Consider the following 13,077-nt stretch of genomic DNA (forward strand, 5'->3'; position numbering starts at 1 on the left):
TTCAAAGTGGAATGTTATCGTGCTTCTTCCACGGATTTTCCAGATCCTTGTTCCGCAGCAGCCGTAGCGCCCGGGCGATGCGCTTGCGCGTCGAATGCGGCATGATCACCTCATCGATATAGCCGCGCTCGGCCGCCACGAAGGGCGAGAGGAAGCGATCCTCGTACATCTTCGTATGCGCGGCGATCTTTTCCGGATCCTCGATGTCCTTGCGGAAGATGATCTCGACCGCGCCCTTGGCGCCCATCACGGCGATCTGCGCCGTCGGCCATGCATAATTGATATCGCCACGCAGGTGCTTGGACGCCATGACATCATAGGCGCCGCCATAGGCCTTGCGCGTGATGAGCGTCACCTTCGGCACGGTCGCCTCGGCGAAGGCGAAGAGCAGCTTGGCGCCGTGCTTGATGAGGCCGCCATATTCCTGCGCCGTTCCGGGCAGGAAGCCCGGCACATCGACGAAGGTGACGACCGGGATGTTGAAGCAGTCGCAGAAGCGCACGAAGCGCGCCGCCTTGCGGCTGGCATCCGAATCGAGCACGCCCGCCAGCACCATCGGCTGATTGGCGACGAAACCGACCGTCGCGCCCTCGATGCGGCCGAAACCACAGACGATATTGCGGGCAAAGCTTTCCTGTATCTCGAAGAAATCGCCCTCGTCGACGGTCTTGGCGATCAGTTCCTTGATGTCATAGGGCTTGTTGGCATTGGCCGGCACGAGCGTGTCGAGCGATTCGTCCACCGCCTCGACCGACTGGAAGCACTCGATCTCCGGCACGGGCGAGGTGTTGGACTGCGGCAGGAAGTCGATGAGCCGGCGCACCTGCAGGAGTGCATCGACGTCGTTGTCGTAGGCGCCGTCGGCAATCGAGGATTTCGTCGTGTGGACGGAGGCGCCGCCGAGCTCTTCCGCCGTCACCGTCTCGTTCGTCACCGTCTTTACGACGTCCGGGCCGGTCACGAACATGTAGGACGTGTCGCGCACCATGAAGATGAAGTCGGTCATGGCCGGCGAATAGACGTCACCACCGGCGCAGGGCCCCATGATCACCGAGATCTGCGGGATGACACCGGAGGCGAGCACGTTGCGCTGGAACACCTCGGCATAGCCGCCGAGCGCCGCGACGCCCTCCTGGATGCGCGCGCCGCCCGCGTCGTAGAGGCCGACGATCGGCGCTCGGTTCTTGAGCGCCATGTCCTGCACCTTCATGATCTTCTGGGCATGGGTTTCGGACAGCGAGCCGCCGAAGACGGTGAAATCCTTGGCGAAGACGAAGACGGTGCGGCCGTTGACCGTGCCCCAGCCGGTGACGACGCCGTCGCCGGCGATCTTGCTCTTCTCCATGCCGAAATCCGTCGAGCGATGCTCGACGAACATGTCGAACTCCTCGAACGAGCCCTCGTCGAGAAAGACCTCGATGCGCTCGCGGGCCGTCAGCTTGCCGCGCTTGTGCTGCGCATCGATACGCGCCTGTCCGCCGCCCATGCGGGCGCGCTCGCGCCGGACTTCGAGTTCGTGGAGAATTTCCTTCATGATCCCTCGGTTCCTCCCGTTTGTGACAACGGATTAGCATGCGGAACCGGGGGCTTGAAGGGGATCGCCCTACATAGATGGTCTTAGGGAAGGATCAGCGCGGGATATCGGCAAGCACGGCGGCGGCGACGTCCATCTCCCCGCGCCGCAATTCGCGGCGGCGGAAGGCCTCCTCGTCGGTGCCCCATTGCTCGATCTGCCAGTCCTCGTCGACATGGGCGAGCGACCATACCCGGTCGGCATCGATCACGCCTTCGGCGTGCGCCAGCGCCAGCAGCGCCGAGCCCGTCAGCGTCGTCACGGTATGCAGGCAGGCGAGCGCCAGCGGGTCGCGCCAGGCGGACAGAGCGTCCGAGAAGGCGGCGATGGCCGGGGCCGGCTGTTCCTGGTGCATCACGCCTTCGACGAGGATGAAGCGCGCGCCCCTGGCGTCCGCCGCCCAGCGGATGATCGGGTCCCATCCGTCGCGCTGACGCTCGACGAGGCCGGTCGGCGAATCCGCGCGGTAGCAGAGCATGTCCGTGCCGGCGAAGCGCACGATCTCCTCGAAGACGGCGTCGAGATTGTCCGCGACGCCGTCGACGGCCGTGTTGATAAGGCGCGTCACCGGCATCTTCGCGGGATCGATCTCCTCACCCTGCCCGTCCCATTCGGCGCGCAGGCGCTCGGCGATGGCGGGGGCCGGCACGGCGAGCAGCTTCTTGCCGGGCGTGCGCACGGGGCGGCCGTCGAGCAGGATGCGGTGGCCCTCGTCCGTGCTGTCGGTCGAGACCTCCTTGTAGAACCGCTTCGGCAGCGGCCGCTTCATCTGGATCTGCGCGCGGCGAACCGGATCGGGATCGCTCATCGCATCGGAAAGATCGCTCAGAATGTCACGCATCGGAAATCTCCAGCCATTCGAGAAGGTCTGCGGGCGTACGCAGGATGTAATCCGCGCCGGCCTCGACCAGTTCGGGCACGGAGGCATAGCCCCAGGAAACGCCGATCGCCCTGGCGCCGGCCGCCTTCGCCATCTGCATATCGTAAATCGCATCGCCGATGACAACCGTATCGGCCGCATCAATGCCCGCTTCGCTGCAGCATTCCGTCACCATGGCGGGGTGCGGCTTGGAGGGGCAGTCATCCGCCGTGCGCGAGACGAAGAAGGTCTTTTCGAAGCCATGCGTGGCGCGGATGAGGTCGAGGCCGCGGCGCGACTTGCCGGTGACGGCGCCGAGGAGAAGCGCGTCCTCCCGCTCCAGCCGCGCCATCATCTCGGCTATGCCGGGAAACAGCGGCTCCTGGAAGCCCGCCTCGGCGCGCACGCCGGTAAAGATCGCCTTGTAATGCGCGGTCATCGCCAGCGCCTCGTCGTCGACATGCGGCTTGCCCTGCATGCGGGCGATCGCGATATCAAGCGTCAGGCCGATGATCGCCTTGGTCTCGGAGACGTCCGGCCGGGCATGGCCGAAATCGACGAAGGTGCGCGCCATCACCTCGTGGATCAGCTTCACGCTGTCGACCAGCGTGCCGTCGCAATCGAAAAGAACGAGCCGCATCAGTCGTCTTCCCCGTCCGCCGCGCTCTGGTCGAAGCCGAAGAGGTTCCAGGTCTGCACCATGTGCGGCGGCAGCGGCGCGGTGACGCGCAGGCGCCCCCCGGAGGGATGCGGAATGTCGATGTGGCGGGCATGGAGGTGCAGGCGGTTCTGCACGCCGCCGGGGAAGCTCCAATTGGTGTCCGCATCGAAATATTTCGGATCGCCGAGGATCGGGTGGCCGATATGAGCCGCGTGGACGCGAAGCTGGTGGGTGCGGCCGGTATAGGGCTCCATCTCCAGCCAGGCGAAATTCTGCCCGGCCTGCTCGACCACGCGGTAGAAGGAAACGGCGTGGTCCGCGCCGTCCTCGCCGTGCCTGGCGATGCGCATACGGTCGCCGTCCGGCGTCTGCTCCTTGACGAGCCAGGTGGAGATCTTGTCCTCCCGCTTCTTCGGCACGCCCTTGACCACGGACCAGTAGGTCTTCTTGGTGTCGCGCTCGCGAAAGGCAGCGGTCAGCTTCTGCGCCGCGCCGCGCGTGCGGGCGATGACGAGGACGCCCGACGTGTCGCGGTCGAGGCGGTGCACGAGGCGCGGCTTCTCGCCCTTCTGGCTCGTCCAGGCCTCCAGCATCTTGTCGATGTGCCGGGTGACGCCCGAGCCGCCCTGCACGGCGATGCCGGCCGGCTTGTTGAGCACGAAGACCTTGTCGTCCTCATGCAGCAGCATGCGGGCGAGCAGCTCGCCATCGGGGGAATGTTTCAGGTCGCGGCCGGCGATGGGACCGGCCTTGACGCCCTTGGCATCGATGTCCATCGGCGGGATGCGCACGGTCTGGCCCGGCTGCAGGCGCGTATCGCTCTTGGCGCGGCCGCCGTCGACGCGCACCTGGCCGGAGCGCAGCAACTTCTGGAGCGGGCCGAAGCCGAGGCCCGGATAGTGGACCTTGAACCACCGGTCGAGGCGCATGCCCGCCTCGTCGTTGTCCACCTGCTTGTGTTCGATGCCTGCCATCTTCGCCTTCTTTCGTTGCGCCGCTCTTAGCGCAAGAAGGCCCGAAGGGAAACAGCCTAGAAAGCGCGGAAGGTCAGCGTCGTCAGCGAACGCACGATGCCGGGAATGGAGGCGACGTGGTCGTTGATGAACTTGCCGATGTCCTCCTCGCTGTCGACATAGATCTTCAGGAGGAGATCGTAGTCGCCGCTGGTGGAATAGAGCTCCGAGATGAGTTCCGTAGCGTAAAGCGCATCGGCGACCTCGTAAGTCTTGCCCGGAGCGCATTGCAATTGCACGAAAATCGGCTTCATCGGTCCTCCCGCGCCATCGGCGGCATGCTTGTCGTCCTGGTGCCGTGTCGGGCACGCCTGCGCCCGGACCACGCGAGCCGCCCGATTCCGGCGGCATCCTAGGCTCCTTATGACGGAATTTTCACGGCAAAGGCAAGGCCGCCCGAATTTCGTACAGATCGTTAAAACTCGATGAAAATGCAACCATTGCGTTTTACGCATGAGAAAGGCGCAACTGCTAGATTCGGTCAATCGACCAACCACGTTGAAACGCCATGACCCAGATCGTGACAGTCTCGCCAACCACCGCCGCCTACGCCTCGCAGGGCATGAAGATGCAGACCCGCACGGGCACGCTCTTCGAGCAGCGCATCCATCACTGGAGCGAAGATGCCAAGGTCCACGGCGATGCGCGCACGCTCGCCATGCTCAACGTCATCCAGCCTCCGGCGCTTGCCCTCGCCCTCCTCACCGCCCCGGTCAGCACGCCGCAGCTCACGGTCGCCGAGGCGCAGCGCCACTACGACGAGAATGGCGAGCCGCTGCCGGCCGAAGCGGTCTGATCTCTCCGGGAACATATTCTCCATCCTCTCAGGCCCCGCCCCGGGGCCTTTTTCTTGCCCGCCGGGGCCTACGACAAAAATTTGCTCGGCAGCGACGCCGCCTCTTGCCAAAGCGCGGGCAAGGTCGTTATCTGGAGCCGACCTCGCTGGGAGAAACCGGCCGCCCCTCAGGGGATGGCCGGTGCCGAAGGAGCAACCGCCCCGGAAACTCTCAGGCAAAAGGACCAGCAAGGTGCCGTCGGAACTCTGGAGAGAAGCGCGAGAGCGCTCGCCGAAGGGATAACAATCTCAGGCGAAGGGACAGAGGGGGCTCAGGAGAACGGCGCATATGCGCCTGGATTTATGAGCCGGCGCCCGACGCAACAGGGGCGCCCAAGGACTGGAGGGCGCCTTTTGGACGGAACGTCTGAACTCAAGAAAACCCCGCTTCACGCGCTGAACCTTTCGCTCGGCGCCCGCATGGTGCCGTTCGCCGGCTACGAAATGCCGGTGCAATATGCGGCTGGCGTGATGAAGGAACACCTGCACACCCGCACCGCCGCCGGCCTTTTCGACGTGTCCCATATGGGACAGGTCACCGTGCGCGCCCGCTCCGGCGACAATGCCGATGCGGCCCGGGCGCTCGAAACGCTGGTGCCGGTCGATATCGTCGGCCTTGGCGAAGGCCGCCAGCGCTATGCGCTCTTCACCAATGACGAAGGCGGCATCCTCGACGACCTGATGATCGCCAACCGCGGCGACCATTTCTACGTCGTCGTCAACGCGGCCTGCAAGGATGCGGATTTCGCCCATATGCAGGCGAAGATCGGCGAGGCTTGCGAATTGACGCTGCACGACGACCGCGCGCTGGTTGCGCTTCAAGGCCCCCATGCCGAGGCAGTGCTTGCGGAACTGTGGGCCGATGTCTCTTCCATGCGCTTCATGGACGTGCGCGCCTGCGACCTGCACGATGCCGACTGCATCGTCTCGCGCTCCGGCTATACCGGCGAGGACGGCTTCGAGATCTCCATCCCGGCCGACCTTGCGGAATCTGTCTGTCGCCGCCTGCTCGACCATCCGGACGTGCTGCCGATCGGCCTTGGCGCCCGCGATTCGCTGCGCCTCGAGGCCGGGCTCTGCCTTTATGGTAACGACATCGACACCGGCACGACGCCGGTGGAGGCCGGGCTCGAATGGGCCATGCAGAAGGTTCGCCGCAAGGGCGGCGAGCGCGAAGGCGGCTTCCCCGGCGCTTCCGTCATTCTCGACCAGCTCGAAAACGGCGCCGGCCGCCGTCGTGTCGGCCTGAAGCCCGAAGGCCGTGCGCCCGTGCGCGCCGGCGCGGTGCTGGCGACAGACCCCGAGGGCACGGACGTCGTCGGTACGGTCACCTCGGGCGGCTTCGGCCCGAATGTCGATGGCCCGATCGCCATGGGCTACGTCACCAAATCCGCCATCGCCCCCGGCACGCAACTTTATGCAGGCGTGCGCGGAAAATTCCTGCCGGTCACCGTAGCGACCATGCCCTTCGTCAAGAACACCTTCAAACGCTGACAACAGCCGCCAACTACAACTTCATTGAGAGGAACACACATGCTGAAATTCACCGAAGAACACGAGTGGCTGAAGATCGAAGGCGGCGTTGCCACCGTCGGCATCACGACGCATGCGGCCGAACAGCTCGGCGACCTCGTCTTCGTCGAACTGCCGGAAGTCGGCGCGACCTTCTCCAAGGGCGGCGATGCATCCACGGTCGAATCCGTGAAGGCTGCTTCCGACGTCTATTGTCCGCTCGACGGCGAGATCGTCGAAGTCAACGAGGCCATCACGGCCGATCCTTCCCTCGTCAACAGCGACCCGCAGGGCGCCGGCTGGTTCTTCAAGCTGAAGCTCGCCAACCCGGCCGATGCGGATGCGCTGATGGATGAAGCCGCCTACAAGGAGCTTGTCGGCTGATGAACCTGCCCAAGGATTTCGCCTTTACCGATTACCAGCCCTACGACTTCGCCAACCGTCGCCATATCGGCCCTTCGCCGAAGGAGATGGAGGCGATGCTGAAGGTGATCGGCTATCCGAGCCTCGACGCGCTGATCGACGACACCGTGCCGAAATCGATCCGCCAGACCAAGCCGCTCGAATGGGGCGCGCCGATGACCGAGCGCGAGGCGCTCGACAAGCTGCGCGAGACCGCGAACCGCAACAAGAAGCTCGTCTCGCTGATCGGCCAGGGCTATTACGGCACGATCACGCCGCCGGTCATCCAGCGCAATATCCTGGAAAACCCCGCCTGGTACACGGCCTATACGCCCTACCAGCCGGAAATCAGCCAGGGGCGTCTCGAAGCGCTCATCAATTACCAGACCATGGTCTGCGACCTGACGGGCCTCGACGTCGCCAATGCCTCGCTGCTCGACGAAGCGACCGCCGCCGCCGAGGCGATGGCCATGGCGCAACGCGTGGCGAAATCCAAGGCGACCACCTTCTTCGTCGACGAGAACTGCCATCCGCAGACGATCGCGTTGCTGAAGACCCGTTCCGAGCCGCTCGGCTGGAGCATTGTCGTCGGTGATCCCTTCACCGATCTCGATCCGGTCGACGTCTTCGGCGCGATCTTCCAGTATCCCGGCACCTACGGCCATGTCCGTGACTTCACCGGCCTCATCGCCCGGCTGCACCAGACCGGCGCCATCGCCGTCATGGCGGCCGATCCGCTGGCGCTCGCGCTCCTCAAGTCACCCGGCGACATGGATGCGGATATCGCCATCGGCTGCACCCAGCGCTTCGGCGTGCCGGTCGGCTATGGCGGCCCGCATGCGGCCTATATGGCCGTCAAGGACGCCTACAAGCGCTCCATGCCCGGCCGCCTCGTCGGCGTCTCCATCGACGCGCGCGGCAACCGCGCCTATCGCCTGTCGCTCCAGACGCGCGAGCAGCACATCCGCCGCGAGAAGGCGACGTCGAACATCTGCACCGCGCAGGTTCTGCTCGCCGTCATGGCCTCGATGTATGCCGTCTTCCACGGTCCGCAGGGCCTGAAGGCGATTGCCCAGAGCGTGCACCAGAAGACCGTGCTTCTTGCCAAGGGCCTCGAAAAGCTCGGCTATACCGTCGAGCCGGCGGTGTTCTTCGACACGATCACCGTCCATGTCGGCAAGCTGCAGGGCATCATCCTGAAGACGGCCGTCGCGGAAGGCGTGAACCTGCGCAGGATCGGCGACGACCGCATCGGCATCAGCCTCGACGAGCGCTCGCGGCCGATCACGCTGGAATCCGTCTGGCGCGCCTTCGGCGGCGATTTCGAAGTGTCGGCCTTCGAGCCGGACTACCGCCTGCCGAGCGACCTGCTGCGCACCAGCGAATACCTGACGCATCCGATCTTCCACATGAACCGCGCCGAAAGCGAGATGGTGCGCTACATCCGCCGGCTCTCCGACCGGGACCTCGCGCTCGACCGCGCCATGATCCCGCTCGGCTCCTGCACGATGAAGCTCAACGCCACGGCGGAGATGCTGCCGATCACCTGGCCGGAATTCTCGGAGATCCATCCCTTCGTTCCCGCCGACCAGGCGCTGGGCTACCGGCACCTCATCGAGGACCTATCGCAGAAGCTCTGCGACATTACCGGCTATGACTCGGTCTCCATGCAGCCGAATTCCGGCGCGCAGGGCGAATATGCCGGCCTCCTGACGATTCGCGCCTACCACCTCGCCAACGGCGATACGCACCGCGACGTCTGCCTCATCCCGACCTCCGCGCACGGCACCAACCCCGCCTCCGCACAGATGGCCGGCATGCGGGTCGTCGTCGTAAAAGTGTCGGACAACGGCGACATCGACATGGAGGATTTCCGCGCGAAAGCAGAGCAGTACGCGGAAAGCCTCTCGTGCTGCATGATCACCTACCCCTCCACGCACGGCGTCTTCGAGGAGAACGTGCGCGAGGTCTGCGAGATCGTGCACAGGCACGGCGGACAGGTCTACATCGACGGCGCCAATATGAACGCCATGGTCGGCCTTGCCCGTCCCGGCGATATCGGCGGTGACGTCTCGCACCTGAACCTCCACAAGACGTTCTGCATCCCGCATGGCGGCGGTGGTCCCGGCATGGGACCGATCGGCGTCAAGGCGCATCTTGCGCCCTTCCTGCCGGCAAACCCGATAACCGGCGAGGCCGGCGCGGTCTCGGCGGCGCCCTTCGGCTCGGCCTCCATCCTGCCGATCTCCTGGAGCTATTGCCTGATGATGGGCGGCGAAGGGCTGACGCAGGCGACGAAGGTGGCGATCCTCAACGCCAACTACATCGCCGCCCGGCTCAAGGGCGCCTATGACGTGCTCTACAAGTCCGCGAAGGGCCGCGTGGCGCATGAATGCATCATCGACACGCGCCCGCTCGCCGAGAGCGCCGGCGTCACCGTCGACGACGTCGCCAAGCGCCTGATCGACAGCGGCTTCCACGCCCCGACCATGAGCTGGCCGGTCGCCGGCACGCTGATGATCGAGCCGACGGAATCGGAGACCAAGGCCGAGATCGACCGCTTCTGCGAGGCGATGCTGGCGATCCGCGAGGAAGCGCGCGCCATCGAGGAAGGCCGGATGGACCCGGTCAACAACCCGCTGAAGAACGCGCCGCACACGGTGGAAGACCTCGTCGGCGAATGGGATCGCCCCTATTCGCGCGAACAGGCCTGCTACCCGCCGGGCGCCTTCCGGGTCGACAAGTACTGGTCGCCGGTCAACCGCGTGGACAATGTCTACGGCGACCGCAACCTCGTCTGCTCCTGCCCGCCGCTGGAGGATTACGCGGAAGCGGCTGAGTAAATCCCGGCCTGTCTCAGGTCCGCTCACGTCTCCTTCGTCATGGTCGGGCCTGATCCGACCATGACGCCAGAAAAGGAAGCGGCGTCGACATCGAACGAACCCCGGCCGATGCCATCGGCCGGGGTTTTCCATTGCGGGCAGGGATTGGATCAGGGTGCGACGGCGACGTCGACCCAGAAGCGAGTGAAGCCCTCGGCGAACTCGCGGTAGCCGCTCAGCGTCGAGGGTTTGACGGCATAGGCGTTCGCGCCGTTCTCATAGGCGCGGCTGACGTCCGCGGTGTTCGACGACGAGGAAAGCATGATGACAGGCGTCACCGCCGTGCGCGGCCGGCCGCGCAGGCGCTTGAGAAGCTCCATGCCGCTGATGCCGGGCATGTTGATGTCGAGCAGGATATAGTCGAAGGCTTCCGCATCGAGCCGGTCGCTGGCGGCCTCGGCATCGGCGGCATGGGTGATCTCGATCGGGCTTCCGGTATCGCTGAAGGCGCGCATGACGAAGCGCACGTCCACCGGATCGTCATCGACGACGATCAGCTTTCTGGCCGAACCTCCCACTGTTCGCTCCCCTTCGATTTCACGGGTTGCGGAAACGTCACGATGAAGCGTGCGCCGGGAGCATAGCTCGTGTCAAGCGCTATGACGCCGTTGTGACTCTCGACGATCCGCCGCGCCAGTGCGAGCCCGACGCCGGTGCCCTGATAGACCGTCTCGTCGCGGTGAAGCCTCTGGAAAACTTCGAAAATGCGTCCGACATGCTGCGGGTCGATGCCGATCCCGTCATCCTCCACAACAAGGTCGATGCCATCGGGCCGCTGCCTTGCATAAATGCGGACGGACGGCGCCTTGTCGGGACGGCGGTATTTCAGCGCGTTGCCGATGAGATTCTGCGCAAGGCGCTTCAGGAGCTCGGGATCCCCCATGATCTCCGGCAGCGGCTCGACCTCCACCCGTCCGCCGGTCTCCTCCACATGGCCCTCCAGCAGCGCCAGCGCATCGCCCACCACGCCGGAGAGCGAGACCGGCTTCGGCGTGGCGATGCGGTAGGCGATCTGCGAGAATTCCAGCAGGCTGTCGATGATGCGCCGCATGCGCGCGGAGCTCTTGCGCACATGATCGGCATAGGCCGGCAGTTCGGCGAACTCGCCGCGATGCACGTCCTCCGAGATCATCTCGGCGAACATCGAGAGATGACGCAGCGGCGCCTTCAGGTCGTGCGAGACGGTGGCGGTGAACTGGTCGAGCGCCTCGTTCTTGCGGCGCAGCTCGTTCGTCTGCGCCTCCACCCGCTGCTGCTGGCGCTTGGCCTCGGTGATGTCGCGGCCGACGCTGACAACCTCGCTGACGCCTTCCCCATCGAAGATCGCGACGGCCGTCCACAGCATCCACATCGGCTGGCCTTCGTGATCGATGCAGATTTCCAGCGTCTTCACAGGAGCGTCCCGCGTATAGGCGGCGATATCCATCAGCACGGCTGTCTGTTCCGGCGCGCAGGCGACCTCGGGAAGATACCGGCCGATCAGCGCGTCGGTGGTCGAGCCCATATGGGCGGCATATTTGTCGTTGGCGAAGCGGACGGTCAGGTTCCTGTCGAAGCGCAGGATCATGTCGGGCAGGATCTGCAGCAGGGAGAGATATTCGCGCCGCTTTTCCTCCAGCGCCGCCTCGGTGCGCTTCAGCTCCGATATGTCGATGCGCATGGCGACGATATCGCCCGTCTCGGCGACATGGCTTTCGCCGCGGATCCAGCGCCCCTTGCCGAATTCGAAGACGGCGCCGCCACCGCCGGCATCCCGGTGTTTTTCAAGGCGCTCACGCACCAGGGCCTCGGCCCCCGATGTTCCCTCCTCGATGCCGGGGTACATTCCGGCGCGGATATTGGCGCGCACGATGCTTTCCATCGTCGCGCCGACACGCACGGCATCCCGCGCGCCCGCGCAGCGCTCCTTGTAGGAGCGGTTGAACATCACAAGCCGCTCCGCCGGATCGAAGATCGCAAAGCCCTCGGTCATGGTGTCGAGCGCGGCAGCGATGCGCTGGCCGAGCAGGACCTGCTCGCCATGGCTGCCGCCGCTGAGGAGGCTGCGAAGGAGGAGCGCGTAGCGCGCCGCGCCGTCCGCTTCGTCCGGCAAAGGAATGACATGGGCCGTCGCTTCGAACAGCGAGCCGTTCTCGTGGCGGAAGGCGAAGGCATGGGTGTTCTCGCGACCTTCCGCGGCATGACGGGCAAGCAGCGTGGCGGGGTTCGCCCCGTCGATAACGGCGGCAGCATCGGGCCTGCGGCCGTCGCGATTCCAGCCGAAGGCGCGGGCCGCGGCCTCGTTGTGCGAGACGACGCAGGCCCCGGCATCCACGATCAGGACGGGAAACGGCAGGTTTTCGTAAAGTGCCGCGGCAAAGCCGGTCATCGCTCGCGCCCCTCCTGGCGATCACGGCGGCACGAGCCTCTCATGCCGCGCGTCGGAGACTAGGCAAAACCGTCCGTGAAGGGAAGCTGCAAGGATTCGCAGTCGTCGGCCAGCCAGTCAGGCGCGGACGGTCGGCTGGCCGGCGGCGGCAAGGGCTGCGAGATCGGCAGGCTTCAACTCGACCGATTCTCCGCAGCCGCAGGCGGATGTCTGGTTGGGATTGTGGAAGGTGAAGCCCGAACGCAGGGTCGTCACCTCGAAATCCATCTGCGTGCCGAGAAGATAGAGCACGGCCTCCGGCGCGACCCAGACGCGGGCGCCGTTCAGCTCGATCAGGTCGTCCTTGGCATTGGGTTCGGTCACGAGGTCGACGGAATATTCCATTCCGGCGCAACCGCCCTTCTTGATGCCGACGCGGATACCCCTGGCATCGCCACCGGCATTGTCGACGATCGCCTTGACGCGGTTTGCCGCCGCGTCGGTCAGTGTCATGACTGCAAAGGCCATGGGCATAATCTCCTTCGACCTAACGGGTTCAAGGCCCGATGGTTTCCGAATCTGAATCTAGTGATCGGCGGTTAAGCGATCAATACCAGCCAACCGCAACCTGCGCTTCTTCCGACATGCGGTCCGGCGTCCACGGCGGATCGAAGGTCATCTTGACCTCGACGCCGGACACGCCTTCCACGGCGCCGACGGCGTTCTCGACCCAGCCCGGCATCTCGCCGGCCACGGGGCAGCCGGGCGCTGTCAGCGTCATGTCGATCTTGACCATGCGGTCGTCCTCGATGTCGATCTTGTAGATCAGACCGAGCTCGAAGATATCGGCCGGGATTTCCGGGTCATAGACCGTCTTCAGGGCGGAAATGACGTCGTCGCTGAGACGGGCCAGTTCGTCGGCCGGGATCGCCGAGTGAACGATGCCGTCGCGGACGTCGATCTTGTCTTCCGTTGCGTCGAGGGACATGGGCC

At 65.1% G+C, this 13,077-nt stretch carries 13 protein-coding genes and 1 riboswitch; of the genes, 4 read left to right on the forward strand and 9 right to left on the reverse strand.

From position 1 onward, the window contains the following. Nucleotide 1: 1 nt before the first annotated feature. The 5 genes from DSD28_RS20445 to DSD28_RS20465 form a co-directional block, all read right to left on the reverse strand. Nucleotides 2-1,534 (reverse strand): acyl-CoA carboxylase subunit beta, encoded by a 1,533-nt coding sequence (locus tag DSD28_RS20445; RefSeq protein ID WP_119258285.1) that lies wholly within the window; start codon nt 1,532-1,534, stop codon nt 2-4. 94 nt (nt 1,535-1,628) lie between these two features. After that, entirely contained in the window at nt 1,629-2,414 is a 786-nt protein-coding gene (locus tag DSD28_RS20450) for an ATP12 family chaperone protein (RefSeq protein WP_119258286.1), read from the reverse strand. Beyond that, nucleotides 2,407-3,072 carry an HAD-IA family hydrolase gene (locus tag DSD28_RS20455; protein WP_119258287.1) on the reverse strand — a complete coding sequence of 222 codons (666 nt, stop codon included), beginning with the start codon at nt 3,070-3,072 and terminating at the stop codon, nt 2,407-2,409. Before DSD28_RS20455 ends, DSD28_RS20450 begins: the two co-directional genes overlap by 8 nt. Further along, nucleotides 3,072-4,067, reverse strand: a complete 996-nt coding sequence (locus tag DSD28_RS20460) for an RluA family pseudouridine synthase (protein ID WP_119258288.1) — start codon at nt 4,065-4,067, stop codon at nt 3,072-3,074. The genes DSD28_RS20455 and DSD28_RS20460 overlap by 1 nt, the downstream gene beginning before the upstream one ends. A gap of 56 nt (nt 4,068-4,123) precedes the next feature. Beyond that, nucleotides 4,124-4,360: an Lrp/AsnC ligand binding domain-containing protein gene (locus tag DSD28_RS20465; protein ID WP_024271053.1), complete on the reverse strand. Its 237-nt coding sequence runs from the start codon at nt 4,358-4,360 to the stop codon at nt 4,124-4,126. Nucleotides 4,361-4,614: 254 nt separating this feature from the next. On the opposite strand from DSD28_RS20465, the gene DSD28_RS20470 reads away from it, so the two are divergent. From DSD28_RS20470 to gcvP, 4 genes are all read left to right on the forward strand, one after another. After that, nucleotides 4,615-4,902: a hypothetical protein gene (locus DSD28_RS20470; protein WP_119258289.1), complete on the forward strand. Its 288-nt coding sequence runs from the start codon at nt 4,615-4,617 to the stop codon at nt 4,900-4,902. 137 nt (nt 4,903-5,039) lie between these two features. After that, nucleotides 5,040-5,139: riboswitch (glycine riboswitch) on the forward strand. Nucleotides 5,140-5,295: 156 nt separating this feature from the next. Further along, complete coding sequence (gene gcvT / locus DSD28_RS20475) at nt 5,296-6,435, forward strand: glycine cleavage system aminomethyltransferase GcvT (protein ID WP_119258290.1); 1,140 nt, start codon at nt 5,296-5,298, stop codon at nt 6,433-6,435. A 39-nt stretch (nt 6,436-6,474) separates the two neighbouring features. Then, the gene (gcvH, locus tag DSD28_RS20480; protein ID WP_119258291.1) at nt 6,475-6,837 is read left to right on the forward strand and encodes a glycine cleavage system protein GcvH; all 363 of its coding nucleotides are present in this window, start codon (nt 6,475-6,477) and stop codon (nt 6,835-6,837) included. Beyond that, entirely contained in the window at nt 6,837-9,698 is a 2,862-nt protein-coding gene (gcvP, locus tag DSD28_RS20485; RefSeq protein WP_119258292.1) for an aminomethyl-transferring glycine dehydrogenase, read from the forward strand. The genes gcvH and gcvP overlap by 1 nt, the downstream gene beginning before the upstream one ends. A gap of 149 nt (nt 9,699-9,847) precedes the next feature. Here the strand turns inward: gcvP and DSD28_RS20490 are convergent, their stop codons facing one another. From DSD28_RS20490 to DSD28_RS20505, 4 genes are all read right to left on the reverse strand, one after another. After that, nucleotides 9,848-10,255, reverse strand: a complete 408-nt coding sequence (locus DSD28_RS20490) for a response regulator (protein WP_119258293.1) — start codon at nt 10,253-10,255, stop codon at nt 9,848-9,850. Further along, nucleotides 10,231-12,105: an ATP-binding protein gene (locus tag DSD28_RS20495; RefSeq protein ID WP_119258294.1), complete on the reverse strand. Its 1,875-nt coding sequence runs from the start codon at nt 12,103-12,105 to the stop codon at nt 10,231-10,233. Before DSD28_RS20495 ends, DSD28_RS20490 begins: the two co-directional genes overlap by 25 nt. 117 nt (nt 12,106-12,222) lie before the next feature. Further along, a complete protein-coding gene (gene sufA, locus DSD28_RS20500) occupies nt 12,223-12,612 on the reverse strand; it encodes a Fe-S cluster assembly scaffold SufA (RefSeq protein ID WP_119258295.1) in 390 nt (129 codons plus the stop codon). A 79-nt stretch (nt 12,613-12,691) separates the two neighbouring features. Beyond that, nucleotides 12,692-13,072: an SUF system Fe-S cluster assembly protein gene (locus tag DSD28_RS20505; RefSeq protein WP_119258296.1), complete on the reverse strand. Its 381-nt coding sequence runs from the start codon at nt 13,070-13,072 to the stop codon at nt 12,692-12,694. Nucleotides 13,073-13,077: the final 5 nt, after the last annotated feature.

The sequence above is a fragment of the Shinella zoogloeoides genome (assembly GCF_003574625.1).
GTDB lineage: Bacteria > Pseudomonadota > Alphaproteobacteria > Rhizobiales > Rhizobiaceae > Shinella > Shinella zoogloeoides_A.

Coding starts and splice junctions, on each gene's coding strand:
- gcvP (WP_119258292.1), top strand. CDS start 6,837: ATGAACCTGCCCAAGGATTTCGCCTTTACCGATTACCAGCCCTACGAC.
- DSD28_RS20450 (WP_119258286.1), bottom strand. CDS start 2,414: ATGCGTGACATTCTGAGCGATCTTTCCGATGCGATGAGCGATCCCGAT.
- gcvH (WP_119258291.1), top strand. CDS start 6,475: ATGCTGAAATTCACCGAAGAACACGAGTGGCTGAAGATCGAAGGCGGC.
- DSD28_RS20460 (WP_119258288.1), bottom strand. CDS start 4,067: ATGGCAGGCATCGAACACAAGCAGGTGGACAACGACGAGGCGGGCATG.
- DSD28_RS20455 (WP_119258287.1), bottom strand. CDS start 3,072: ATGCGGCTCGTTCTTTTCGATTGCGACGGCACGCTGGTCGACAGCGTG.
- DSD28_RS20445 (WP_119258285.1), bottom strand. CDS start 1,534: ATGAAGGAAATTCTCCACGAACTCGAAGTCCGGCGCGAGCGCGCCCGC.
- sufA (WP_119258295.1), bottom strand. CDS start 12,612: ATGGCCTTTGCAGTCATGACACTGACCGACGCGGCGGCAAACCGCGTC.
- DSD28_RS20505 (WP_119258296.1), bottom strand. CDS start 13,072: ATGTCCCTCGACGCAACGGAAGACAAGATCGACGTCCGCGACGGCATC.
- DSD28_RS20470 (WP_119258289.1), top strand. CDS start 4,615: ATGACCCAGATCGTGACAGTCTCGCCAACCACCGCCGCCTACGCCTCG.
- DSD28_RS20495 (WP_119258294.1), bottom strand. CDS start 12,105: ATGACCGGCTTTGCCGCGGCACTTTACGAAAACCTGCCGTTTCCCGTC.
- DSD28_RS20465 (WP_024271053.1), bottom strand. CDS start 4,360: ATGAAGCCGATTTTCGTGCAATTGCAATGCGCTCCGGGCAAGACTTAC.